Origin of the sequence: Streptomyces sp. NPDC048419 (assembly GCF_043200415.1) — a bacterium.
Lineage (GTDB): Bacteria > Actinomycetota > Actinomycetes > Streptomycetales > Streptomycetaceae > Streptomyces.
The window spans coordinates 1-21,831 of sequence record NZ_JBICXT010000002.1; the positions used below are offsets into that span (position 1 = coordinate 1).

The window sequence follows — 21,831 nt, forward strand, 5'->3', positions numbered from 1 at the left end:
GTCACGTACAAGGTCGAGGCGACCCGTGTCGAGCAGCGCACCGACTTCGACAAGCTGATCGTCGACGTCGAGACCAAGCAGGCGATGCGTCCGCGTGACGCCATGGCGTCGGCCGGCAAGACGCTGGTCGAGCTGTTCGGTCTCGCCCGCGAGCTGAACATCGACGCCGAGGGCATCGACATGGGCCCGTCCCCCACGGACGCCGCCCTTGCCGCCGACCTGGCGCTGCCGATCGAGGAGCTGGAGCTCACCGTTCGGTCGTACAACTGCCTCAAGCGCGAGGGCATCCATTCCGTGGGTGAGCTCGTGGCTCGTTCTGAGGCCGACCTGCTCGACATCCGCAACTTCGGTGCGAAGTCGATCGACGAGGTCAAGGCGAAGCTGGTCGGCATGGGCCTGGCCCTGAAGGACAGCCCGCCCGGATTCGACCCCACGGCCGCCGCCGACGCCTACGGCGCCGACGACGACGCGGACGCGGGTTTCGTGGAGACCGAGCAGTACTGATCGGTCGTTGCCGATGAGCATCCGCTCATCGGGTTCCTGACCCCGGTACCTCACACGGCCGGGGCAGACACACAGGAGAAAGAAATGCCGAAGCCCACCAAGGGTGCCCGTCTGGGCGGCAGTGCCGCGCACGAGAAGCTGCTCCTCGCGAACCTCGCGAAGGCGCTCTTCGAGCACGGCCGCATCACCACCACCGAGGCGAAGGCCCGCCGCCTGCGCCCGTACGCCGAGCGTCTGGTCACCAAGGCGAAGAAGGGCGACCTTCACAACCGCCGCCAGGTGCTGCAGGTCATCACGGACAAGAGCATCGTCCACACGCTCTTCACCGAGATCGGCCCGCGCTACGAGAACCGTCCGGGTGGCTACACCCGCATCACCAAGATCGGTAACCGCCGTGGCGACAACGCGCCCATGGCTGTCATCGAGCTGGTCGAGGCGCTGACGGTCGCGCAGCAGGCCACCGGCGAGGCCGAGGCCGCCACCAAGCGTGCGGTCAAGGAAGACACCCTCAAGAAGGACGAGGCCGTCGAGGCCAAGTCCGACGAGGTCGCCGAGGACGCCGCCGAGGAGTCCAAGGACGCCTGAGCGTTCGGTGGTGCAGTGAACGGGTCCGCCCCTCGGGGCGGGCCCGTTCCACGTTTTGAAGAGGATGCAGCCCTGAGAGGATCTACGGGTGAGTGACGAAGCGCAGCCCGGTTACGTCCGTGTCCGACTCGACCTCTCCTACGACGGGAGCGAGTTCTCCGGGTGGGCCAAGCAGGCCGGGGGACGGCGGACCGTGCAGGGGGAGATCGAGGACGCGCTGCGGACCGTGACCCGGTCGCGGGAGGCCTGTGAACTGACGGTCGCCGGGCGGACCGACGCCGGGGTGCACGCACGGGGACAGGTCGCGCATGTGGACCTGCCGGAGGCGGTGTGGCGGGAGCATCACGAGAAGCTGCTCAAGCGGCTCGCCGGGCGGCTGCCCAGGGACGTACGGGTGTGGGCCCTGAGGGAGGCGCCGAGCGGCTTCAACGCCCGCTTCTCGGCGGTCTGGCGGCGGTACGCGTACCGGGTCACCGACAACCCCGGCGGAGTCGACCCGCTGCTGCGCGACCACGTCCTGTGGCACGACTGGCCGCTCGACGTCGACGCCATGAACAAGGCCGCCGAACGGCTGCTGGGGGAGCACGACTTCGCGGCCTACTGCAAGAAGCGGGAGGGCGCGACCACCATCCGCACGCTGCAGCGGCTGAGCCTGGTGCGCGGCGACGACGGGATCATCACCGCGACCGTGCGGGCCGACGCCTTCTGCCACAACATGGTGCGCTCGCTGATCGGGGCGCTGCTGTTCGTCGGTGACGGGCACCGCGGCCCGGACTGGCCGGGCAAGGTGCTCGCCGCCGGCGTACGGGATCCGGCCGTTCATGTCGTACGGCCGCACGGGCTGACGCTGGAGGAGGTCGGCTACCCGGCGGACGAGCTGCTCGCCGCGCGCAGCAAGGAGGCGCGCAACAAGCGGTCGCTGCCGGGTGCCGGGTGCTGCTGATCCCCCAGGGGGTGTCGGACAATTCCTAGCCGGCCGCCGCGGCCGACGCCTGGGCCTGGCCGCGCCTGCGGATCTGGCTGAAGGTGAACTCGGCCAGGTCGTCGCCGGCCTTGAACACCTTGGTGTCCGTCTTGGTGACGTCCTTGCCGTTGGTGAAGCCGGTGGTGGTGAAGTAGGCGTAGCGGCCGTAGGAGTTGGTCGTCGTGCGGCAGGTCGCGGAGTTGCAGAAGGGCTTGACGCCCTTGCCGGCGAGCGCCTGCACGAGGCTCTTGTTGTCCGCCTGGCCCTTGGCCTTGGTGGCCTGTGCCTCGGTGTCGAAGACGGCCACGCCGACGGTCACCGCGACGCCGTCCTTGGTGTAGGTCACGCGCAGCAGGCGGGTGCACTTGTTGGCGCCGAGGACCTTCGGGAGGCTGCCCTCGGCGGCCGAGGCGCAGTTCTTGGTGTCGGCCGTCGCGCCCTTCTTGTACACGGTCGAGCCCATGGTCAGCTGCGTGCCCGGGAAGAGGGTCTGCGCGCTGAGCGGGGCCGTGTCCTTGGCCTTGCTGGAGATGAACTCCTTCGGGTCCAGCGGGGGCGGGGCGCTCGTCGGCGCGAAGGACGGGGCCGTCGCGCTGCTGCTCGGGATGGCGCCGCCGGCCGGCACGTTGCTGGGGTTTCCGGACGCCTTGTCGTCGCCGTTCGCCGACACCACGGCCATGGCGACGGCGGTGCCTATCGCGACGGTGGCGATCACGCCGCCGCCGATGAACAGCAGCCGGCGCCGTTTGTTGCGTGTCTCCGACGCCTCCGCGAGCGCCGCCCAGTCCGGAGTCTGGCTGTCCCCGCCGTTGTTCCACGGCTGCTGGGAGTTTGGTTTCCAGGGGTCCCACTGGGACGGGGGTCCCCCCTGCTGCCCATAGCTCATGGGGCGCATCTTAGACGGGGGGCGAGAGGTGCCGGTGTGCCTCCGGCGGGCCGCCCGGGGACCTTTCCGGCACTGCCGTACATTGTGGCCGGACCGGCGGGTCGACGGGTCCGGCCGGGCTCGTTTTGACCCGTCAGGGGCAGCCCGAGTACTCTTGCGGTTTGTTATGCGTATTGGCTTGCTCATTCTCACGCGAGAGGCCCATACGTAGGTTCCCTGGAGCAGTTACCAGTGGGCGGCATACGGGCAGCGTTCCCGGCACTGTCGTCCCCAGCTGCACGATCGCTTCAGTGATGCCATGTGTCACCATCCATCCACTGAAGAAGAAAAGGCTGCGAAGTGCGTACGTACAGCCCTAAGCCTGGCGATGTGACTCGCCAGTGGCACGTCATTGACGCACAGGACATCGTCCTGGGCCGACTCGCCACCACCGCCGCGTCCCTTCTGCGGGGCAAGCACAAGCCGATCTACGCCCCCCACGTCGACACCGGTGACTTCGTCATCATCATCAACGCCGACAAGGTGCACCTGTCCGGCAACAAGCGGACCCAGAAGATGGCGTACCGCCACTCCGGCTACCCGGGTGGTCTGCGCTCCGTCCGTTACGACGAGCTCCTCGCCAAGAACCCCGAGAAGGCCATCGAGAAGGCCGTCAAGGGCATGCTCCCCAAGAACACCCTGGGCCGTCAGATGCTCACCAAGCTGAAGGTCTACTCGGGCGACCAGCACCCGCACGCTGCTCAGCAGCCGGTGCCGTTCGAGATCACCCAGGTCGCGCAGTAAGTCCGGCCACCCCCTAAGACTGAAGAGAAGCTGAGGAGCATCGTGGCCGAGACCACCGTCGAGACGCCCGTCGAGGGCGAAGAGATCGTCGACATCGAGAGCTACACCACCGAGTCCGACGTGCCCGTCGAGGGCGAGTACACGTCGGAGTCCATGGCGTCCCGCTTCGGCGACCCGCAGCCGGCCGCCGGCCTGGGCCGCCGCAAGAACGCCATCGCCCGCGTCCGGATCGTCCCGGGCTCCGGCAAGTGGAAGATCAACGGTCGCACCCTTGAGGACTACTTCCCCAACAAGGTGCACCAGCAGGAAGTCAACGAGCCCTTCAAGGTGCTCGAGCTCGAGGGCCGTTACGACGTCATCGCCCGCATCGCGGGTGGCGGCGTCTCGGGTCAGGCCGGTGCGCTCCGTCTCGGAGTCGCCCGTGCGCTGAACGAGGCCGACGTCGACAACAACCGCGGCCCGCTCAAGAAGGCCGGCTTCCTCAAGCGCGACGACCGTGCGGTCGAGCGCAAGAAGGCCGGTCTGAAGAAGGCCCGCAAGGCTCCGCAGTACAGCAAGCGCTAATCGCGTCCGCTGTCTTCACAACAATCGCCCCGGCCGCACGGATTGTGCTGCCGGGGCGGTTCGTTTACACAACCCCTACCGTCCCCGGACAGTCTCAGGGGATGTACTTGGGAGTGAGCCGCACTCTCTTCAGCAATTCGGAGGACACCACAGTGGGACGACTGTTCGGCACGGACGGCGTGCGTGGCGTCGCCAATGCGGACCTGACGGCGGAGCTGGCGCTCGGCCTCTCCGTGGCCGCGGCGCACGTACTCGCCGAGGCGGGCACCTTCGAGGGCCACCGGCCGAGGGCGGTCGTGGGACGGGATCCGCGCGCGTCCGGGGAGTTCCTGGAGGCCGCCGTGGTCGCGGGCCTCGCCAGCGCGGGCGTGGACGTCCTGCGCGTGGGCGTGCTGCCGACGCCCGCGGTGGCGTACCTCACCGGTGCGCTCGGCGCGGACCTCGGCGTGATGCTCTCCGCGAGCCACAACGCCATGCCCGACAACGGCATCAAGTTCTTCGCCCGCGGCGGCCACAAGCTCGCCGACGATCTCGAGGACCGGATCGAGTCCGTCTTCGAGTCGCACCGGCACGGTGAGCCCTGGCAGCGGCCCACGGGTTCGGGCGTGGGGCGGGTGCGGTCGTACGACGAGGGATTCGACCAGTACGTCGCCCACCTCATCGCCGTGCTGCCGAACCGTCTCGACGGGCTGAGGATCGTCCTCGACGAGGCGCACGGCGCGGCCGCGCGGGTCTCCCCGGAGGCGTTCTCGCGGGCCGGCGCCGAGGTGATCACCATCGGTGCCGAGCCGGACGGGCTCAACATCAACGACGGCTGCGGCTCGACCCATCTGGACAAGCTGAAGGCCGCCGTCGTCGAGCACGACGCGAACTTCGGCATCGCGCACGACGGTGACGCGGACCGGTGCCTCGCCGTGGACCACACCGGTGCGGAGATCGACGGCGACCAGATCCTGGCCGTCCTGGCGCTGGCGATGCGGGAGCATTCCACGCTGCGCTCGGACACGGTGGTCGCGACGGTGATGTCCAACCTGGGCTTCAAGCTGGCGCTGGAGCGCGAGGGGCTCCAGCTGATCCAGACGGCGGTCGGCGACCGGTACGTCCTGGAGGAGATGAAGGAGCACGGGTACGCGCTCGGCGGCGAGCAGTCCGGGCACGTGATCACCCTCGACCACGCGACCACCGGTGACGGCACGCTGACCGGGCTGCTGCTCGCGGCGCGGGTCGCCGAGACCGGTCGCACGCTCCGCGATCTCGCGGGCGTCATGGAGCGGTTGCCGCAGGTGCTGATCAATGTGCCGGACGTGGACAGGTCCCGGGTCGGGAACTCGGCCGACCTCGCCGCCGCCGTCGCCGACGCGGAACGGGAGTTGGGGGCGACCGGACGGGTGCTGCTGCGGCCTTCGGGGACGGAGCCGCTGGTGCGGGTCATGGTGGAAGCGGCTGACATCGATCAGGCGCGGTCTGTTGCGGGGCGGCTCGCCGACGCGGTGAAGTCCGCGCTGGGTTAGGTCTCCGCCGGGCCGGGTTCGGGGTTGGGGGCCCCGCGCCCCTAGGTGCTCTTGCGGTGGCGTTTCCAGAAGTACTTCTGGGCGGCGAGGGTCACGATTCCGGCGAGGACGATCCCGAGCAGGTTCAGCAGGAGCTGGTTCGTCGAGCCGATGGTCTGGGAGGGGTCACCGTAGGCGAGGGCCACGGCGGCGTTGGCGGCGGCCGGAACGGTAGTCACCGAGATGGCGACTCCCACCAGTGCGCCCGACTTGGCGGAGGTCAGCGAGAGCGTGCCCGCGATGCCGGCCAGGACGGCCACGATGAACGAGAAGGCGTCAGGCGCGTACACGAACGCGGTGTTCGGGCGCCTGCCTTCGAGGTCGGACTCGTGGAAGAGCCCGACGGCGTCCATGAACGCGCTGAAGCCGACCGTGACCAGCATCGCCACCGCGAAGCCCACCAGCAGTGCGATCAGCGAGCGCAGCGCGAGCCGTGGATGGCGCTGGACCACCGAAGTGCTGATGCCCGCCAGTGGGCCGAACTCCGGTCCCACCGCCATCGCGCCGACGATCAGGATCGCGTTGTCGAGCACGACACCGCAGGCCGCGATCATCGTGGCGAGCGTGATGAAGGCGACGTAGGTGACCGACAGCGTCGACTCCTCGTGGGTCGCCTCCGTCAGCCCCTCCCACAGCACGGCGTCGGCGCCCTCGCCGGGTGCCTCCTCCTCGGCCTTGTCGGCCCGGCGCGACAGGCTCAGGTCGATGTTCTCGACGGCGATCGAGCCCGTCTCGTCGAGGCCCAAAGCCCTGAGCGCGCCGAGGAGTTCGTCGCCCGCCTCGCGCGCGACGTCGCACAGCACCAGGTCGCCCGCAGGGTCGCGGGCGGCGCCGGGCAGCACGACCAGATGAGCGGTGCCGACCGTCCCCTGAAGCAGACGGACCACGTCGTCGGTAGTGCCGGACGGCGTGATCAGGCGCAGGTGCAGCATGGGGGCAGATTAGCGGTCACAGTTTGCGCAGGCTGAGCCGCTGGACCTTGTGGTCCGGGCCCTTGCGCACGACCAGGGTGGCCCGGCCGCGGGTGGGCGCGATGTTCTCCACCAGATTGGGCTTGTTGATGGTGCGCCACATCGTGCGGGCGTAGTCGAGTGCCTCGTCCTCGGAGACCTGCGTGTACTTGCGGAAGTACGAGGACGGGTTCTGGAAGGCCGTCTCGCGCAGCCTGCGGAAGCGGTTGAGGTACCAGCGCTCGATGTCCTCGGTGCGGGCGTCGACGTAGACGCTGAAGTCGAAGTAGTCGGCGAGACCGACGCGGGTGCGGCCGTCCTTGCCGGGGAGCGCGGGCTGAAGGACGTTCAGGCCCTCGACGATGAGGATGTCGGGGCGGCGCACGGAGAGCTTGCGGTCCGGGACGATGTCGTAGATCAGGTGCGAGTAGACGGGGGCCGTCACCTCGTCCTTGCCGGCCTTGATGTCGGCGACGAAGCGGGTGAGGGCGCGGCGGTCGTAGGACTCGGGGAAGCCCTTGCGCGACATCAGGCCGCGGGACTGGAGCTCCTTGGTGGGGAGCAGGAAGCCGTCCGTGGTCACCAGCTCCACGCGCGGGTGCTCGGGCCAGCGCGAGAGCAGGGCGCGCAGCAGGCGGGCCACCGTGGACTTGCCCACGGCCACCGAGCCGGCGACTCCTATGACGAAGGGCGTGCCGGACTGGGAGGCCTGCTCGCCGAGGAAGGTGTTCAGGGCGCCTCGCAGGCCGTCCGTGGCACCGATGTAGAGGTTGAGCAGCCGGGACAGCGGGAGGTAGATGTCCCGCACCTCGTCGAGGTCGATCACGTCGCCGAGGCCACGCAGCTTCTCGACCTCCTCGGCGGTGAGCGGCAGCGGCGTCTTCTCGCGCAGCGCGCTCCACTCGGCTCGGGTGAGGTCGACGTAGGGAGTCGCCTCCGGCCTGGGCCGGTGGGCGCTCCGGGGCATCGGGGAGACCGGAGAGATCACATTCCATTGTTAACGGAGTTTGAACGGCTCGGCGGGTGGGCTGTGTCACGTTGGCCGGACACTGTCGTACGACGGTGGGAATTTCCGATTTCGGGCACGCAGCGCCTCTTTTCGGCGGCCGGCGGACCGTAGGCTGCCGCGCATGTGCGGAATCGTGGGATACGTGGGGCCGCAGCCTGCGCTCGAGGTCGTCATGGCCGGGCTGAAGCGGCTGGAGTACCGGGGTTACGACTCGGCGGGCGTCTCGGTGCTCGCGGACGGCGGGCTGGCGGCCGCGAAGAGGGCCGGGAAGCTCGTCAACCTGGAGAAGGAGCTGCTGGAGCGGCCGCTGCCGACCGGGGGCACGGGGATCGGGCACACACGATGGGCCACGCACGGGGCGCCCACGGACGTGAACGCGCATCCCCATCTCGACAACGCGGGGCGCGTCGCCGTCGTGCACAACGGGATCATCGAGAACTTCGCGGCGCTGCGGGCCGAACTGGCCGAGCGCGGGCACGAGCTGACCTCCGAGACCGACACCGAGGTGGTGGCGCATCTGCTCGCGGAGGAGTTCTCCGCGACGGCCGATCTCGCGGAGGCGATGCGGCTGGTGTGCCGGCGGCTGGACGGGGCGTTCACGCTGGTCGCCGTGCACGCGGACGAGCCGGGCGTGGTGGTGGGGGCGCGGCGGAACTCGCCGCTGGTGGTGGGGGTCGGGGAGGGTGAGGCCTTCCTCGCCTCGGACGTCGCCGCGTTCATCGCCCACACGCGCTCGGCCCTCGAACTGGGGCAGGACCAGGTCGTCGAGCTGCGGCGGGACGGGGTGACGGTGACCGGCTTCGACGGGCGGCCGACGGACGCCCGGCCGTACCACGTCGACTGGGACGCCTCGGCCGCGGAGAAGGGCGGCTACGACTACTTCATGCTCAAGGAGATCGCCGAGCAGCCCAAGGCGGTCGCCGACACGCTGCTGGGGCGCATCGACGCGGGCGGCTCGCTGACGCTGGACGAGGTGCGGATCCCCGCCGGGGTGCTGCGGGAGGTCGACAAGGTCGTCGTGGTCGCGTGCGGCACGGCCTTCCACGCCGGGATGATCGCCAAGTACGCCATCGAGCACTGGACGCGGATTCCGTGCGAGGTGGAGCTGGCGAGCGAGTTCCGGTACCGGGACCCGATCCTGGGGCCGCGGTCGCTGGTGATCGCGATCTCGCAGTCCGGCGAGACCATGGACACGCTGATGGCCGTGCGGCACGCGCGCGAGCAGGGCTCCCATGTGCTGGCGATCTGCAACACCAACGGCTCGACGATCCCGCGCGAGTCGGACGCCGTGCTCTACACGCACGCCGGGCCGGAGGTCGCCGTCGCCTCGACCAAAGCCTTTTTGACGCAGCTGGTCGCCTGCTACCTCGTCGCGCTGTATCTCGGGCAGGTGCGCGGCACCAAGTGGGGTGACGAGATCGGCGCCGTCATCCGGGACCTGTCGCAGATCTCGGGTGCGGTCGAGCGGGTGCTGGAGACCATGGAGCCGGTGCGGGCGCTGGCGCGGTCCCTCGCCGGCAAGAACACGGTGCTCTTCCTCGGGCGGCACGTCGGGCATCCGGTCGCCCTGGAGGGCGCCCTGAAGCTCAAGGAACTGGCGTACATGCACGCCGAGGGCTTCGCGGCGGGGGAGTTGAAGCACGGGCCGATCGCGCTGATCGAGGCCGACATGCCGGTCGTGGTCGTGGTGCCCTCGCCGCGGGGGCGGTCCGTCCTCCACGACAAGATCGTCTCCAACATCCAGGAGATCCGGGCCCGCGGAGCGCGCACCATCGTCATCGCGGAGGAGGGTGACGAGGCGGTCGCGCCCTACGCCGACCATCTGATCCGGATCCCGGTCACCCCGACCCTTCTCCAGCCTCTCGTGGCCACGGTGCCCCTCCAGGTCTTCGCCTGCGAACTGGCGACGGCGCGGGGCAACGAGGTGGACCAGCCACGGAACCTGGCCAAGTCGGTGACGGTGGAGTGAGGTTGCCCGTGGTGATCACCTCGTAAGGTGCTCGCCATGAGCATCATCGGCGTCGGGATCGACGTGGCGGAGATCGAGCGGTTCGAGGCGTCGCTGAAGCGGACGCCCGGGATGGCGCAACGGCTGTTCGTCGAGGACGAGTTGCTGCTGTCCAGCGGCGAGCGCCGGGGTGTCGCCTCGCTCGCCGCGCGTTTCGCCGCGAAGGAGGCGCTGGCCAAGGCGCTCGGGGCGCCGGCCGGGCTGCACTGGACGGACGCCGAGGTGTACGTCGAGGACAGCGGGCAGCCGCGGCTGCGGGTGAAGGGCACGGTGGCGGCCCGGGCGGCGGAGCTCGGGGTGCGGACCTGGCATGTGTCGCTGAGTCACGACGCCGGGGTCGCCTCGGCCGTGGTGGTCGCCGAGGGGTGATCCCTCGGCCGGGGCGGCCGACGTGCGATCAGGGGCAGATCCAGCAGTACAGACGCCGGCCACGAACTTCCGCCCGGTCCGCGAGGTCCGCGAGGGCGCGCAGGAAACCGGCCAGGTCTGACGGGTCCGGCGGGCTGTGGAAGTCGCCGGACGCCACCCATCCCACGGCCACGTCGTCCAGCAGTCTCCTGTCGAAGGCGGCGAGCGCGTCCCGGAAGCCGTCGGTGAGCGACACGCTGACGGCTTCGCCCTCTCCCACCATGGCGATCAGCGCGCCGTGCCGCGGGTCGGCCTTCACCTCGTCCGCCGGCCGGCCGGTTATCAGCGTCTCGGCCGGCAGCAGGTCGACCATCGGGTCGATGCCCTTCACCACCAGCTCGTCGTACCCCGTCCCGAAGGGCTGCTCGTCCTCGCGCACGATCGCGCGGGCGGCGTCCTCGTCGTCGGCGGCGGCGTAGTAGCCGTACAAGACTCCCATGTGCCGATCATGGCAGCCGCCACTGACAATCGGCCCGGGTCCGGGCCGGGCGGGGGTGCGGCCCGGGCCGGGATCGGGAGAGACTCGACCGCATGCGTACTGCGTACAGCGTGGAGACGGTAAGGACGGCCGAGCGTGCGCTGATGGCGCGGCTTCCCGAGGGGGCGCTGATGCAGCGCGCCGCCGCCGGGCTCGCCGCCGCCTGCGCCGAGTTGCTCGGGCGGGTGTACGGCAGCCGGGTCGTGCTGCTCGTCGGCAGCGGCGACAACGGCGGCGACGCCCTGTACGCCGGAGCCCGCCTCGCCCGGCGCGGAGCGGGGGTCGCCGCCGTGCTGCTCGCACCCGAACGGGCCCATGCCGCGGGGCTCGCGGCACTGCTGCGGGCCGGCGGGCGGGTCGTCGGCGCGGGCACGGATGCGGGCGCGGGCCGGTCCGCAGGTGCCGCCGCCGCGGCCGGCGTCGGTGCCGTGGAGGAGGCGATCCTGCGCGCCGACCTGGTGGTCGACGGCATCGTGGGGATCGGCGGCAAGGGCGGACTGCGGCCCGACGCCGCGCAGTTGGCTGCCTGCGCCGCCGAGTCCCGTGCCGCCGTGGTCGCCGTCGACCTGCCGAGCGGGGTCGACGCCGACACCGGTGAGGTGCGCGGTGAGGCCGTACGGGCCGACCTGACCGTCACGTTCGGGACGCACAAGCCGGGGCTGCTGATCGATCCCGCGCGCGAGTACGCCGGTTCCGTGCGGCTCGTCGACATCGGGCTCGGGGGCGAACTGCCCGACGAGCCCGAGCTGGAGGCGCTGCAGCACGCGGACGTGTCCCGGCTGCTGCCGGTGCCCGCCGCGGAGAGCGACAAGTACCGGCGCGGGGTCGTGGGCATCGCCGCCGGGTCCGCCCGGTATCCCGGCGCCGCCGTGCTCGCCGTGTACGGGGCGCTGCGGGGCGGTGCGGGCGCCGTGCGGTACGTCGGGCCCGCCGGGGACGCGGTGATCTCCCGGTTCCCCGAGACGCTCGTGTCGGACCAGGGGCCCAAGCACGCGGGGCGGGTGCAGGCATGGGTCGTGGGGCCCGGCGCCGGGGACGATGCGTCCGCCGTGGGGGAGGTGCTCTCGTCCGACGTGCCGGTACTCATCGACGCGGACGGCCTGCGGCTCGCCGACGCCGACGCCGTACGGGCCCGTACGGCACCCACCCTGATGACCCCTCACGCCGGGGAGGCCGCCGCCCTGCTGGGCGTCTCCCGGGAGACCGTCGAGGAGGCGCGCCTGACCTGGGCGCGTGAACTCGCCGCGCGGTACGGGGCGACCGTGCTCCTCAAGGGCTCGACCACCCTCGTCGCCGACGCGCGGGGCGGCGCCGTACGGGTGAATGCCACGGGCACGCCCTGGCTGGCGACGGCCGGCAGCGGCGACGTGCTGTCGGGTCTGGCCGGATCGCTGCTGGCGTCCGGGCTCCGCGCACGGGACGCGGGAAGCGCGGCGGCGTATCTGCACGGCCTGGCGGGGCGTTACGCGGCCGACGGCGCACCGGCGGGCGCCCACGACGTGGCGGAGGCGATTCCCGCGGCCTGGCGGGACGTACGGGACTGACGGGGCAGCCGAGCACCGGGTCCGCACGGTGCGTCGCCCCAGCTCACAGCAGTTTCACGGGACCGGTGCCGCAGTGCTGTCCGACCCCTCTGCGACACTGGGGCTGCCATGACTGAGACAGCTGCTGCCCCGACCACGCCCCTGCGCGCCCGCGCAGAGATCGATCTGGCCGCGTTGCGGGCCAACGTGCGGGCCCTGCGCGCCCAGGCGCCGGGCGCCGCTCTCATGGCCGTGGTCAAGTCGGACGCGTACGGCCACGGGGCCGTGCCGTGCGCGCGGGCGGCCGTCGAGGCGGGGGCCGCCTGGCTCGGCACCGCCACGCCCGAGGAGGCCCTCGCGCTGCGGGCCGCCGGGCTGCCCGGACGCATCATGTGCTGGCTGTGGACGCCGGGCGGGCCCTGGCAGGAGGCCGTCGAGGCCGACATCGACGTGTCGGTGAGCGGCATGTGGGCCCTCGACGAGGTCACGGACGCCGCCCGTCGCGCCGGCGCACCCGCGCGCGTGCAGCTCAAGGCCGACACCGGCCTGGGGCGCAACGGCTGCCAGCCGGGCGCGGACTGGGCCGAGTTGGTCGCGGCGGCCCTGCGGGCCGAGGCCGAGGGGCTGATCCGCGTCACCGGGCTCTGGTCGCACTTCGCCTGCGCCGACGAACCCGGCCACCCCTCCATCGCGCACCAGCTCACCACCTTCCGGGAGATGCTGGCGCACGCCGAGGGCCAGGGGGTGCGCCCCGAGGTCCGGCACATCGCCAACTCGCCCGCCACGCTCACCCTTCCCGAGGCCCACTTCGACCTCGTACGGACCGGGATCGCGCTCTACGGCATCTCACCGAGCCCCGAGGTCGGCACCCCTGCGGACTTCGGGCTGCGGCCGGTGATGACGCTGTCGGCGTCCGTCGCGCTCGTGAAGCACGTCCCGGGGGGTCACGGCGTCAGTTACGGGCATCACTACATCACCCCCGGCGAGACCACCCTCGGACTCGTGCCCGTCGGATACGCCGACGGCATCCCTCGGCACGCCTCCGGCTCGGGCCCGGTGCTGGTCGGGGGGAAGTGGCGGACCGTCGCGGGGCGGGTCGCGATGGACCAGTTCGTGGTCGACCTCGGCGGGGACGAGCCCGCGGTCGGCACCGAAGCGGTCCTCTTCGGGCCGGGCGACCGCGGCGAGCCCACCGCCGAGGACTGGGCCCAGGCGGCGGGCACCATCGCCTACGAAATCGTCACACGGATCGGAACGCGCGTTCCGCGCGTCTACGTGAACGAGGAACAAAGCGGGTAACCGGCACAGGGGCCCCGCGGTCCGGCGCAAGCGCAGCACCCGCACGTCCCGCAACACCCGCCGGTCGACCGGCAGCGGTAACGATCGACAGCGGCATCGCACGAACACCATCTGCAACATCCGACCCAACCGGCAACAGCAGTCAGGCGAGAAGGAGCGGTACGTGAGCGAGAGCAGTGCCGAGGCCGTCACGGCCCTCGCCTCCGCCACGGGGGCGGCGGGCAACTGGCGCAGGGCCACCGGCATCGCCGGCGCCGCGATAGGCGTGGTGGCCGCGGGTGCCGCGGCCGGTGTCGCCGTCGAGCGGCTCACCGTCGGCCGCGGCATGCGCAGGAAGGCCCGGCTGGCCCTCGACTCGACGGGACCGTACGGATCGCTGCGCGGCACCCCCGGCAAGGCCACGGCCGACGACGGCACCGAGCTGTACTACGAGGTCGACGATGTCGACCCCGCCGCCGTGCCCGCACTGGGTCCGCGCCGCCGGCGGCTGTTCGGGCGGAAGACGCCCGCGCCCGTCACGGTCGTCTTCAGCCACGGCTACTGCCTCAACCAGGACTCCTGGCACTTCCAGCGCGCGGCCCTGCGGGGCGTCGTACGGACCGTGCACTGGGACCAGCGCAGCCACGGCCGCTCCGGGCGGGGCGTGCAGCAGGTGCAGGACGGTGTGGCGGTCAGCATCGACCAGCTGGGCCGTGATCTGAAGGCCGTCATCGACGCCGCCGTGCCCGAGGGGCCGATCGTGCTCGTCGGGCACTCCATGGGCGGGATGACGGTGATGGCGCTGGCCGACCAGTACCCCGAGCTCGTCCGCGACCGGGTCGTCGCCGTCGCGCTCGTGGGTACGTCGTCCGGGCGACTCGGCGAGGTCAACTTCGGGCTGCCCGTCGCCGGCGTCAACGCGGTGCGCCGCGTCCTGCCCGGGGTGCTGAAGGCGCTGGGGACGCAGGCCGCGCTGGTGGAGAAGGGGCGCCGGGCGACCGCCGACCTGTTCGCCGGGGTCATCAAGCGGTACTCGTTCGCCTCGCGGGACGTCGACCCTGCGGTCGCGCGGTTCGCCGAGCGGATGATCGAGGGCACGCCGATCGACGTGGTCGCCGAGTTCTACCCGGCGTTCACCGACCACGACAAGACCGAGGCGCTGGGGCACTTCGCGGACCTGCCGGTGCTGGTGCTGGCCGGGATCGGCGATCTGGTCACGCCCAGCGAGCACAGCGAGGCCATCGCCGACCTGCTGCCGGACGCCGAACTGGTGCTGGTGCCCGACGCCGGGCATCTGGTCATGCTGGAACACCCGGAAGTGGTCACCGACCGGCTGGCCGACCTTCTCACCCGTGCGGGTGCAGTGCCGGCAGGGGCTACCGTGGGTGGCTATGGAAGCACCAGCAGCACCGCACAACCCGGTTGAGACCGAGCTGACCGTCACCGCCCCCGAGCAGATGCGGGACCTGGGCCGCCGCTTGGCCAAACTGCTGCGCGCCGGCGACCTCGTGATGCTCAACGGCGAGCTCGGTGCGGGCAAGACGACGCTCACCCGCGGGCTCGGCGAGGGGCTCGGCGTCCGGGGCGCGGTGACCTCGCCGACCTTCGTGATCGCCCGGGTGCATCCGTCGCTGGGTGACGGACCGCCGCTCGTGCACGCCGACGCGTACCGCCTGTCGGGCGGGCTCGACGAGATGGAGGACCTCGACCTCGACGTCTCCCTGACCGACTCGGTGATCGTCGTGGAGTGGGGCGAGGGCAAGGTCGAGGAGCTGACCGAGGACCGGCTGAACGTCGTCATCCACCGGGCCGTGGGGGACACCACGGACGAGGTCCGGCACGTGACGGTGACCGGGCTCGGCGCGCGCTGGTCGGCGACCGACCTGAGCGTCCTGTCCGCCTGAGCCACCGGCCGCCCGAACGGTCCTGTCCGCCGGAAAGCTGCTGACAGCCGCACATTTCCGTGAACGTTCCGACAAGACGTCGGCAAGCTGTTGCATTAATTGTCCTGTGCGTGGTCACATGGTACCCAGTTCGTAGTTAGGTCTACCTAACTACGCCCGCCCCCGGGTCTTCAGGAGGCGTCCATGCCGGCCACCGAGAGCAGCGAGCAGCAGCAGAAGCCCTACGCCGTCGCAGCCGGCGTCTCCATGCGCGATCTGCTGGCGTCGTGCGCCGCGGCGAGCACGATCTCGACCCCACCGCGGCTGCCGGACCCGGAACCGGCCGAGTCACCGGCCCGGCATCGGGAAGCCGCTTAGGGGATCACGGCGACCTGCGCGCCGATCGTCGCGAACTCCCACATCGCGGCGCCGTCCTCGCGGGCCTCGCGGACACCGCCCGTGCGCACGCCGGGGTCGGTCTCCTCCGAGGTTCTGCCGACCGCCGCGCTGAATCCGATGGCCACCCCGTCGACGTCGGCGAAGCGCACGACGTGCTCGATGGGGACGCCGTCGGTGCCGACGACCGAGTTCGAGCGGGAGGTGACCCGGTAGACGCCGGGTGCCGGGTCGACGCTGCCGGGGGTGACCGCGAAGCTGCGCGTGACCTCGTTGCGCCCGCCCACCAGCCAGACGCGGTTGCCGCCCGTCGAGTACACGACGCGTTCGCCCACGCCGGAACCGGCCGGCGGGACGTCGGGGCTCACCCTGCCGTGGGGCGCCTTGGCGACGATCGCCGACGGCGAGGTGCTCGCGGCCGGCTTGGCGAGGGCGGCCGGGACGGTCGCCTGGGCCTGGTAGCCGAGGAGGCCGACCGCCGCGAGGGCGGCTGCGGTGAGCCCGAACACGAATCCGGAGCTGCTGCTTGGCACCGTCGCCCACCTGACCCATCACGTCGTACCTCGTACTTGCGGCGACCGTAGCAGCCTTCACCCGCCCGACCGGGGCGGCGATACCGGAGGCGCAGGAGCCGTAGGCTGTTTGCGTGCTCTTGCTCGCTCTGGATACCGCAACCCCCGCCGTGACCGTCGCCCTGCACGACGGCTCGGACGTCATCGCCTCCTCCAGTCAGGTGGACGCACGCCGGCACGGCGAGCTGCTGCTGCCGGCCGTCGACCGGGTGCTCGCCGAGGCAGGCCTCAGGCTCGACGCCGTCACCGGCATCGTCGTGGGCATCGGTCCCGGCCCCTACACCGGGCTGCGCGTCGGACTGATGACCGCGGACACCTTCGGGCTCGCGCTCGGTGTCCCCGTGCACGGCGTGTGCACGCTCGACGGCCTGGCGTACGCGGCCGACATCGGCGAAGGCCCGTTCGTCGTGGCGACCGACGCCCGGCGCAAGGAGGTCTACTGGGCGCGCTACGCCGACTCCCGTAAGCGCCTGACCGACCCGGCCGTCGACCGGCCCGCGGACATCGCCGACCAGGTCGCCGGAGTGCCCGCCGTCGGCGCGGGCGCGCTGCTGTACCCCGACACCTTCCCCGAGGCGCGCGAGCCGGAGCACGTCTCGGCCGCGTCGCTGGCGAGCCTGGCCGCCGAGCGGCTGGAGCGGGGCGAGGAACTGCCCGCGCCCCGGCCGCTGTACCTGCGCCGGCCGGATGCCCAGGTCCCCAAGAACTACAAGGTGGTCACCCCCAAGTGACCGAACCCGTGACCTCTCGACTGCGCGAGATGCGCTGGTGGGACATCGACCGCGTGCTCGAGCTGGAGAAGGACCTCTTCCCCGAGGACGCCTGGTCCCGGGGCATGTTCTGGTCCGAACTGGCCCACGCGCGCGGGTCGGAGGCGACCCGCCGCTACCTCGTCGCCGAGGACGGCGAAGGCCGGATGGTCGGGTACGCGGGCCTCGCCTCCTCCGGCGACCTCGCCGACATCCAGACCATCGCGGTCGCCCGCGACCAGTGGGGCACGGGGCTCGGCGGGCTGCTGCTGACCGAGCTGCTGAGGGCCGCCACCGCCTTCGAGTGCGCCGAAGTGATGCTGGAGTGCCGGATCGACAACATCCGGGCCCAGAAGCTGTACGAGCGCTTCGGCTTCGAGGCCATCGGGTTCCGGCGCGGCTACTACCAGCCCGGCAACGTGGACGCCCTGGTCATGCGACTGACCGACCCTGCAACCTCCGTACAAGGAACCGAGATCAATGGCTGACCAACGCGACGAGCCGCTCGTACTCGGCATCGAGACCTCCTGCGACGAGACCGGCGTCGGCATCGTCCGCGGCACCACCCTGCTGGCCGACGCCGTCGCCTCCAGCGTCGACGAGCACGCCCGCTTCGGCGGGGTCGTCCCGGAGGTCGCCTCCCGCGCCCACCTCGAGGCGATGGTGCCGACGATCAAGCGCGCGCTGAAGGACGCGGGAGTGAGCGCCCGCGACCTGGACGGCATCGCCGTCACCGCGGGTCCGGGGCTGGCCGGCGCCCTTCTGGTCGGAGTCTCGGCGGCGAAGGCGTACGCCTACGCCCTCGGCAAGCCCCTCTACGGCGTCAACCACCTGGCGTCACACATCTGTGTGGACCAGCTGGAGCACGGGGCGCTGCCCGAGCCCACGATGGCGCTGCTGGTCTCCGGCGGGCACAGCTCCCTGCTGCTGTCGACGGACATCACCTCGGACGTACGGCCCCTGGGCTCGACCATCGACGACGCGGCCGGCGAGGCCTTCGACAAGATCGCGCGCGTGCTGGACCTCGGCTTCCCCGGCGGCCCGGTCATCGACCGGTACGCGCGCGAGGGCGACCCGGCGTCGATCGCGTTCCCGCGCGGTCTGACCGGCCCGCGCGATGCGGCGTACGACTTCTCCTTCTCGGGTCTGAAGACGTCCGTGGCCCGCTGGATCGAGGCCAGGCGGGCGGCGGGGGAGGAGGTGCCGGTGCGTGACGTGGCGGCGTCCTTCCAGGAGGCGGTCGTCGACGTGCTGACCCGCAAGGCCGTAAGGGCCTGCAAGGACGAGGGCGTCGACCACCTGATGATCGGCGGCGGCGTGGCCGCCAACTCCCGGCTGCGGGTACTCGCGCAGGAGCGCTGCGAGGCCGCCGGGATCCGGCTGCGGGTGCCGCGCCCCAAGCTGTGCACCGACAACGGCGCGATGGTGGCGGCGCTCGGCGCGGAGATGGTGGCCCGCAACCGGGCGGCGTCGAGCTGGGACCTGTCGGCGGACTCCTCGCTGCCGGTGACCAGTCCGCATGTGCCCGGGCACGACCACGTGCACGAGGTCAGCAAGGAGAACCTCTACTCGTGACGGTCGCGTTGATGTGGGAGGCGCGGGCGGCCGAGGGCCGGGGCGAGGAGCTGCTGGCCTGGGCGCGCGGGCAGGAGCTGCCGGGCGCGCCGCTGCGCCGGGAGACCTTCCGCGCCCCGCAGGACCGCGTCCTCGTCATCACCTGGTGGGACGCGTCCTACGACGCCGAGCTGCCCGAACTTCCCGAACCGGACGGCGACTTGGTCACCCGGACGGTGCATCGGTGGCGGTTCGAGTCGACGGGGGCGCAGTGACGGGGGAGTAGGAGAGCCGGTTCGGATCGGCCGGGTCGTGGCCCAGCCACAGAAGCCGGCCGTTCCTGCGCTCCCAGCGGGCGCCCACCGCGGCCTTGACGATCCAGTCCAGGGACATCGCCAGCGCAACCAGCAGCACCGACGGCAGCCCCAGCAGGCCGATGGCCACGCTCGGCAGCAGGAACAGCGAGAACCGGAGCGCCTTGCGGAGCGTGTGGTCGGGCCGGTCCGGACCGTCGCTCGGCAGCGGTTCGGCGGCCTCGAACTCCCTTATGTCTCCCAGCCACTTGACCCGGGAGGACCGCAAGCGCGCCGAGAGCGCGAGGAACGCGAGCGCGGCGAGGGTCACCCACAGCACCGTCCACGCCCGCACCGACGCGCCGCCCTCGACGGAGACCCCCACCGCGACACCGGCCGCGGCGGAGGTCAACAGGGCGACGGCAGCCATCAGTTCGTGGTACACGTACCGGATCATCGCAACCCCCGTCGCTCCGGTGCGGGGCTCACCCCACCGCCGACACCTCCGTCTCGCAGCGCAGCCGCCGGTCGGTGCCGAGGACCCTCACCGGTCCCGTGAGGTGCAGTCGTGCCGTGTGCCGTACGTCCGCGCTGGATGCCGCCAACCGTAGTTCCAGGGCGCCGGGTTCGACCACCCGCGCGCCGGAACGGTCCGTGAAGGCGGACAGGTCGGCGTGGAAGCGGAAGGTGACCTCGGCCGCTTCGCCGGGGTCCAGCTCCAGCCGCCGGTAGCCGATCAGGCGGACGTCCGGGCGGGTCACCGAGGCCACCGGGTCGTGCAGATACAGCTGCACCACCTCGGCGCCCGCGCGCACACCCGTGTTGCGGACGGTGACCGCGACGTCGTAGGAGCCGTCCGTGCCGATCTCGGCCTGCGCCGGCTGCGACTCCCAGGCGAAGCTCGTGTACGAGTGGCCGTGGCCGAAGGCGTACAGCGGGGTCGGGTCGAGGTTGCTGACCTCGCCCGCGAGGCCCAGCGGGGGCTGGAGGTACGTCCACGGCTGGCCTCCCGGGTCCCGCGGGACGCTCACCGGCAGACGGCCGGAGGGATTCACCCGGCCGGACAGCACGCCCGCGACCGCGGGGCCGCCCTCCTCCCCGGGGAAGAACGCCTGCACCACGGCGGCCAGCCGGCCCTGCCAGCGGCCCAGCGCGTACGGGCGGCCGGTCAGCAGGACCAGGACCACGGGCACGCCGGTGGCGACCAGGGCGTCGAGCAGTTCGGCCTGCACGCCGGGGAGCCGCAGATCACTCACGTCGCAGCCCTCGCCCGAGGTGCCCCGCCCGAACAGGCCCGCCCGGTCGCCCAGGACGGCCACGCAGACGTCCGCCTCGGCGGTCCGCGCGATCGCCTCCTCGAAGCCCGACGTGTCCGGGTCCGAGGTGTCGCAGCCCTCCGCGAACGTGACCTTGGCGTCCGGGAGTTCGGCGCGCAGCGCCTCCAGGACGGTCGGGATCTCCACACCCATCTCCACGTCGGGGTGGTGCGGCAGCACATGGGACGGGAAGGAGTAGCAGCCGAGCATCGCCAGCGCGTCGGCCGCCCGCGGGCCGACCACCGCGATACGGGTGTCGGGCGAGAGGGGCAGGGCCCCGCCCGGGTTGTCCAGGAGCACCACCGACTCCTCGGCCAGCCGGCGGGCCAGTGCCCGGTTCGCGGCCGAGTCGAGGGCGATGGCGGAGGTGGGCTCGGGGTCCCAGTCCGCGTCCAGCAGGCCCAGTTCGCACTTCTGGATCAGGACCCGGCGGGCCGCGCGGTCGACCAGCGACTCGGGCACCGCGCCCGCCCGCACCGCCTCCAGCAGCGGTTTGCCGTAGCAGTTGAGGGTCGGCAGCTCGACGTCGATGCCGGCCGCCAGCGCCGCGTGCGCGGCCTCGGCGGGGGAGCTCGCCACCCGGTGCAGGCTCTGCAGGAAGCCGATGCCGAAGTAGTCGGAGACGACCGTGCCGGTGAACCCCCACTGCTCCCGCAGGAGTTCGGTCAGCAGGCCGGGGTCCGCCGAGGCCGGGATGCCGTCCGTGTCGTTGTACGCGGCCATGACCGAGCGGGGGCCGCCCTCGCGCAGCGCCATCTCGAAGGGCGGCAGCGTCACGTCCGCGAGCTCCCGGACGCCGGCCCGGACGGGGGCGAGGTTGCGGGCGCCCGCCGAGGAGGCGTACCCGGCGAAGTGCTTGAGCGTGGCGACGACCCCGGCGGACTCCAGGCCCCGCACGTAGGCCGCGCCGATCGTGCCGACCAGGTACGGGTCCTCGCCGATGGTCTCCTCGACCCGCCCCCAGCGCGGATCGCGTACGACGTCCAGGACCGGGGCGAGGCCCTGGTGGACGCCCGCGGAGCGGAGGTCGGCGCCGATGCGGCGGGCCATGTCCTTGACGAGGGCCGGGTCGAAGGAGGCGCCCCAGGCGAGCGGCACCGGATACGCGGTGGCGCCCCAGGCCGTGAAGCCGGCCAGGCACTCCTCGTGGGCGACGGCCGGGATGCCGAACCGGCCGGCCGCGACGATACGGCGCTGGGCGCGGGCCAGGGCCTGCGCGCCCAGCGCCGGATCCACGGGCGCGGTGCCGTAGGAGCGGGTGAGCTGGCCAAGGCCGTGCGTGATCAGCTCGTCCCAGTCGTAGTCGGAGGTCATCTCCGACTGGAGCGGGGCGACTCCGTCGCCGTCCGTGGCGGCGCCCACCCAGACGCCGTAGAGCTGGGCGGTCTTCTCCTCCAGGGTCATCCGGGAGAGGAGGTCGTCGACGCGGGCGGCGGCGGGCAGGGCGGGGTCACGCCAGGGCGCGATGGTCATGAAACTCCTGCTCTTGGTCGAGTTGGGGCGAGCCCTCTCACGAATGTTTCGATACTAACCTCGAATGTTCCGGGAACCTAGGGCGGGCAGAAGGGTTCGTCAAGA

General features: G+C 71.8%; 24 protein-coding genes. 17 read left to right on the plus strand and 7 right to left on the minus strand.

Translation table 11 applies throughout. From position 1 onward, the window contains the following. The 3 genes from ACGFYN_RS03960 to truA all read left to right on the plus strand — a co-directional run. Positions 1–504, plus strand: a 504-nt coding sequence (locus ACGFYN_RS03960) for a DNA-directed RNA polymerase subunit alpha C-terminal domain-containing protein (protein ID WP_393864157.1), incomplete at its 5' end; no start/stop codon positions are given. A gap of 84 nt (positions 505–588) precedes the next feature. Further along, positions 589–1,089, plus strand: coding sequence for a 50S ribosomal protein L17 (gene rplQ / locus ACGFYN_RS03965; protein WP_393864158.1), 501 nt, complete (start codon positions 589–591; stop codon positions 1,087–1,089). Positions 1,090–1,177: 88 nt separating this feature from the next. Then, the gene (gene truA, locus ACGFYN_RS03970; RefSeq protein WP_393864159.1) at positions 1,178–2,032 is read left to right on the plus strand and encodes a tRNA pseudouridine(38-40) synthase TruA; all 855 of its coding nucleotides are present in this window, start codon (positions 1,178–1,180) and stop codon (positions 2,030–2,032) included. A 25-nt stretch (positions 2,033–2,057) separates the two neighbouring features. On the opposite strand, the gene ACGFYN_RS03975 is transcribed toward truA, so the two are convergent. Beyond that, positions 2,058–2,939 carry a hypothetical protein gene (locus ACGFYN_RS03975; protein WP_393864160.1) on the minus strand — a complete coding sequence of 294 codons (882 nt, stop codon included), beginning with the start codon at positions 2,937–2,939 and terminating at the stop codon, positions 2,058–2,060. Positions 2,940–3,278: 339 nt separating this feature from the next. On the opposite strand from ACGFYN_RS03975, the gene rplM reads away from it, so the two are divergent. From rplM to glmM, 3 genes are all read left to right on the plus strand, one after another. Continuing rightward, positions 3,279–3,722 carry a 50S ribosomal protein L13 gene (gene rplM, locus ACGFYN_RS03980; RefSeq protein ID WP_393864161.1) on the plus strand — a complete coding sequence of 148 codons (444 nt, stop codon included), beginning with the start codon at positions 3,279–3,281 and terminating at the stop codon, positions 3,720–3,722. Between the two features lie 42 nt (positions 3,723–3,764). Beyond that, positions 3,765–4,286, plus strand: coding sequence for a 30S ribosomal protein S9 (rpsI, locus tag ACGFYN_RS03985; protein ID WP_393864162.1), 522 nt, complete (start codon positions 3,765–3,767; stop codon positions 4,284–4,286). 152 nt (positions 4,287–4,438) lie between these two features. Beyond that, positions 4,439–5,797: a phosphoglucosamine mutase gene (gene glmM / locus ACGFYN_RS03990; protein ID WP_393864163.1), complete on the plus strand. Its 1,359-nt coding sequence runs from the start codon at positions 4,439–4,441 to the stop codon at positions 5,795–5,797. Between the two features lie 41 nt (positions 5,798–5,838). Here the strand turns inward: glmM and ACGFYN_RS03995 are convergent, their stop codons facing one another. Both ACGFYN_RS03995 and coaA read right to left on the minus strand, forming a co-directional pair. Then, positions 5,839–6,768: a DUF389 domain-containing protein gene (locus ACGFYN_RS03995; RefSeq protein WP_393864164.1), complete on the minus strand. Its 930-nt coding sequence runs from the start codon at positions 6,766–6,768 to the stop codon at positions 5,839–5,841. A gap of 16 nt (positions 6,769–6,784) precedes the next feature. After that, positions 6,785–7,753, minus strand: coding sequence for a type I pantothenate kinase (coaA, locus tag ACGFYN_RS04000; protein ID WP_393864165.1), 969 nt, complete (start codon positions 7,751–7,753; stop codon positions 6,785–6,787). Positions 7,754–7,916: 163 nt separating this feature from the next. Between coaA and glmS the strand changes: the two genes are divergently transcribed. Both glmS and ACGFYN_RS04010 read left to right on the plus strand, forming a co-directional pair. After that, a complete protein-coding gene (glmS, locus tag ACGFYN_RS04005; RefSeq protein ID WP_393864166.1) occupies positions 7,917–9,764 on the plus strand; it encodes a glutamine--fructose-6-phosphate transaminase (isomerizing) in 1,848 nt (615 codons plus the stop codon). A 36-nt stretch (positions 9,765–9,800) separates the two neighbouring features. After that, the gene (locus ACGFYN_RS04010) at positions 9,801–10,172 is read left to right on the plus strand and encodes a holo-ACP synthase (protein WP_393864167.1); all 372 of its coding nucleotides are present in this window, start codon (positions 9,801–9,803) and stop codon (positions 10,170–10,172) included. A gap of 28 nt (positions 10,173–10,200) precedes the next feature. Here ACGFYN_RS04010 and ACGFYN_RS04015 read toward each other — a convergent pair whose 3' ends face one another. Then, positions 10,201–10,650: a hypothetical protein gene (locus ACGFYN_RS04015; protein ID WP_393864168.1), complete on the minus strand. Its 450-nt coding sequence runs from the start codon at positions 10,648–10,650 to the stop codon at positions 10,201–10,203. Positions 10,651–10,742: 92 nt separating this feature from the next. On the opposite strand from ACGFYN_RS04015, the gene ACGFYN_RS04020 reads away from it, so the two are divergent. The 5 genes from ACGFYN_RS04020 (at position 10,743) to ACGFYN_RS04040 (ending at position 15,751) form a co-directional block, all read left to right on the plus strand. After that, on the plus strand, positions 10,743–12,233 hold the full coding sequence (locus ACGFYN_RS04020; protein ID WP_393864169.1) for an NAD(P)H-hydrate dehydratase: 1,491 nt from the start codon (positions 10,743–10,745) through the stop codon (positions 12,231–12,233). Between the two features lie 108 nt (positions 12,234–12,341). After that, positions 12,342–13,511 (plus strand): alanine racemase, encoded by a 1,170-nt coding sequence (alr, locus tag ACGFYN_RS04025; RefSeq protein ID WP_393864170.1) that lies wholly within the window; start codon positions 12,342–12,344, stop codon positions 13,509–13,511. Positions 13,512–13,674: 163 nt separating this feature from the next. Then, the gene (locus tag ACGFYN_RS04030) at positions 13,675–14,916 is read left to right on the plus strand and encodes an alpha/beta fold hydrolase (protein WP_393864171.1); all 1,242 of its coding nucleotides are present in this window, start codon (positions 13,675–13,677) and stop codon (positions 14,914–14,916) included. Next, positions 14,882–15,394: a tRNA (adenosine(37)-N6)-threonylcarbamoyltransferase complex ATPase subunit type 1 TsaE gene (gene tsaE / locus ACGFYN_RS04035; protein WP_393864172.1), complete on the plus strand. Its 513-nt coding sequence runs from the start codon at positions 14,882–14,884 to the stop codon at positions 15,392–15,394. The genes ACGFYN_RS04030 and tsaE overlap by 35 nt, the downstream gene beginning before the upstream one ends. Positions 15,395–15,577: 183 nt before the next feature. After that, positions 15,578–15,751, plus strand: coding sequence for a hypothetical protein (locus ACGFYN_RS04040; protein WP_393864173.1), 174 nt, complete (start codon positions 15,578–15,580; stop codon positions 15,749–15,751). Here the strand turns inward: ACGFYN_RS04040 and ACGFYN_RS04045 are convergent. Beyond that, on the minus strand, positions 15,748–16,302 hold the full coding sequence (locus tag ACGFYN_RS04045; protein ID WP_393864174.1) for a hypothetical protein: 555 nt from the start codon (positions 16,300–16,302) through the stop codon (positions 15,748–15,750). The two genes, ACGFYN_RS04040 and ACGFYN_RS04045, sit on opposite strands and share 4 nt — an antisense overlap. 113 nt (positions 16,303–16,415) lie before the next feature. Here ACGFYN_RS04045 and tsaB point away from each other — a divergent pair, with 113 nt between their 5' ends. The 4 genes from tsaB to ACGFYN_RS04065 are packed head-to-tail and all read left to right on the plus strand — an operon-like array spanning position 16,416 to position 18,919. Then, positions 16,416–17,072, plus strand: coding sequence for a tRNA (adenosine(37)-N6)-threonylcarbamoyltransferase complex dimerization subunit type 1 TsaB (tsaB, locus tag ACGFYN_RS04050; RefSeq protein ID WP_393864175.1), 657 nt, complete (start codon positions 16,416–16,418; stop codon positions 17,070–17,072). Further along, positions 17,069–17,578: a ribosomal protein S18-alanine N-acetyltransferase gene (gene rimI, locus ACGFYN_RS04055; RefSeq protein WP_393864176.1), complete on the plus strand. Its 510-nt coding sequence runs from the start codon at positions 17,069–17,071 to the stop codon at positions 17,576–17,578. The genes tsaB and rimI overlap by 4 nt, the downstream gene beginning before the upstream one ends. Further along, entirely contained in the window at positions 17,571–18,665 is a 1,095-nt protein-coding gene (gene tsaD / locus ACGFYN_RS04060; protein ID WP_393864177.1) for a tRNA (adenosine(37)-N6)-threonylcarbamoyltransferase complex transferase subunit TsaD, read from the plus strand. Before rimI ends, tsaD begins: the two co-directional genes overlap by 8 nt. After that, positions 18,662–18,919 carry a hypothetical protein gene (locus ACGFYN_RS04065; RefSeq protein WP_393864178.1) on the plus strand — a complete coding sequence of 86 codons (258 nt, stop codon included), beginning with the start codon at positions 18,662–18,664 and terminating at the stop codon, positions 18,917–18,919. Before tsaD ends, ACGFYN_RS04065 begins: the two co-directional genes overlap by 4 nt. Here the strand turns inward: ACGFYN_RS04065 and ACGFYN_RS04070 are convergent. Both ACGFYN_RS04070 and ACGFYN_RS04075 read right to left on the minus strand, forming a co-directional pair. Beyond that, the gene (locus tag ACGFYN_RS04070; RefSeq protein WP_393864179.1) at positions 18,870–19,394 is read right to left on the minus strand and encodes a hypothetical protein; all 525 of its coding nucleotides are present in this window, start codon (positions 19,392–19,394) and stop codon (positions 18,870–18,872) included. The two genes, ACGFYN_RS04065 and ACGFYN_RS04070, sit on opposite strands and share 50 nt — an antisense overlap. Positions 19,395–19,422: 28 nt before the next feature. Next, on the minus strand, positions 19,423–21,726 hold the full coding sequence (locus tag ACGFYN_RS04075; RefSeq protein ID WP_393864180.1) for a glycoside hydrolase family 3 N-terminal domain-containing protein: 2,304 nt from the start codon (positions 21,724–21,726) through the stop codon (positions 19,423–19,425). Positions 21,727–21,831 lie beyond the last annotated feature (105 nt).

Excerpts from the sequence above, each read along its gene's own strand:
- coaA (WP_393864165.1), bottom strand. The coding sequence starts at position 7,753 with ATGCCCCGGAGCGCCCACCGGCCCAGGCCGGAGGCGACTCCCTACGTC.
- tsaD (WP_393864177.1), top strand. The coding sequence starts at position 17,571 with ATGGCTGACCAACGCGACGAGCCGCTCGTACTCGGCATCGAGACCTCC.
- ACGFYN_RS04075 (WP_393864180.1), bottom strand. The coding sequence starts at position 21,726 with ATGACCATCGCGCCCTGGCGTGACCCCGCCCTGCCCGCCGCCGCCCGC.
- ACGFYN_RS03995 (WP_393864164.1), bottom strand. The coding sequence starts at position 6,768 with ATGCTGCACCTGCGCCTGATCACGCCGTCCGGCACTACCGACGACGTG.
- ACGFYN_RS04070 (WP_393864179.1), bottom strand. The coding sequence starts at position 19,394 with ATGATCCGGTACGTGTACCACGAACTGATGGCTGCCGTCGCCCTGTTG.
- glmS (WP_393864166.1), top strand. The coding sequence starts at position 7,917 with ATGTGCGGAATCGTGGGATACGTGGGGCCGCAGCCTGCGCTCGAGGTC.
- rplQ (WP_393864158.1), top strand. The coding sequence starts at position 589 with ATGCCGAAGCCCACCAAGGGTGCCCGTCTGGGCGGCAGTGCCGCGCAC.
- ACGFYN_RS04010 (WP_393864167.1), top strand. The coding sequence starts at position 9,801 with ATGAGCATCATCGGCGTCGGGATCGACGTGGCGGAGATCGAGCGGTTC.
- tsaE (WP_393864172.1), top strand. The coding sequence starts at position 14,882 with ATGGAAGCACCAGCAGCACCGCACAACCCGGTTGAGACCGAGCTGACC.
- ACGFYN_RS04020 (WP_393864169.1), top strand. The coding sequence starts at position 10,743 with ATGCGTACTGCGTACAGCGTGGAGACGGTAAGGACGGCCGAGCGTGCG.
- ACGFYN_RS03975 (WP_393864160.1), bottom strand. The coding sequence starts at position 2,939 with ATGAGCTATGGGCAGCAGGGGGGACCCCCGTCCCAGTGGGACCCCTGG.
- ACGFYN_RS04015 (WP_393864168.1), bottom strand. The coding sequence starts at position 10,650 with ATGGGAGTCTTGTACGGCTACTACGCCGCCGCCGACGACGAGGACGCC.
- ACGFYN_RS04040 (WP_393864173.1), top strand. The coding sequence starts at position 15,578 with ATGCCGGCCACCGAGAGCAGCGAGCAGCAGCAGAAGCCCTACGCCGTC.
- alr (WP_393864170.1), top strand. The coding sequence starts at position 12,342 with ATGACTGAGACAGCTGCTGCCCCGACCACGCCCCTGCGCGCCCGCGCA.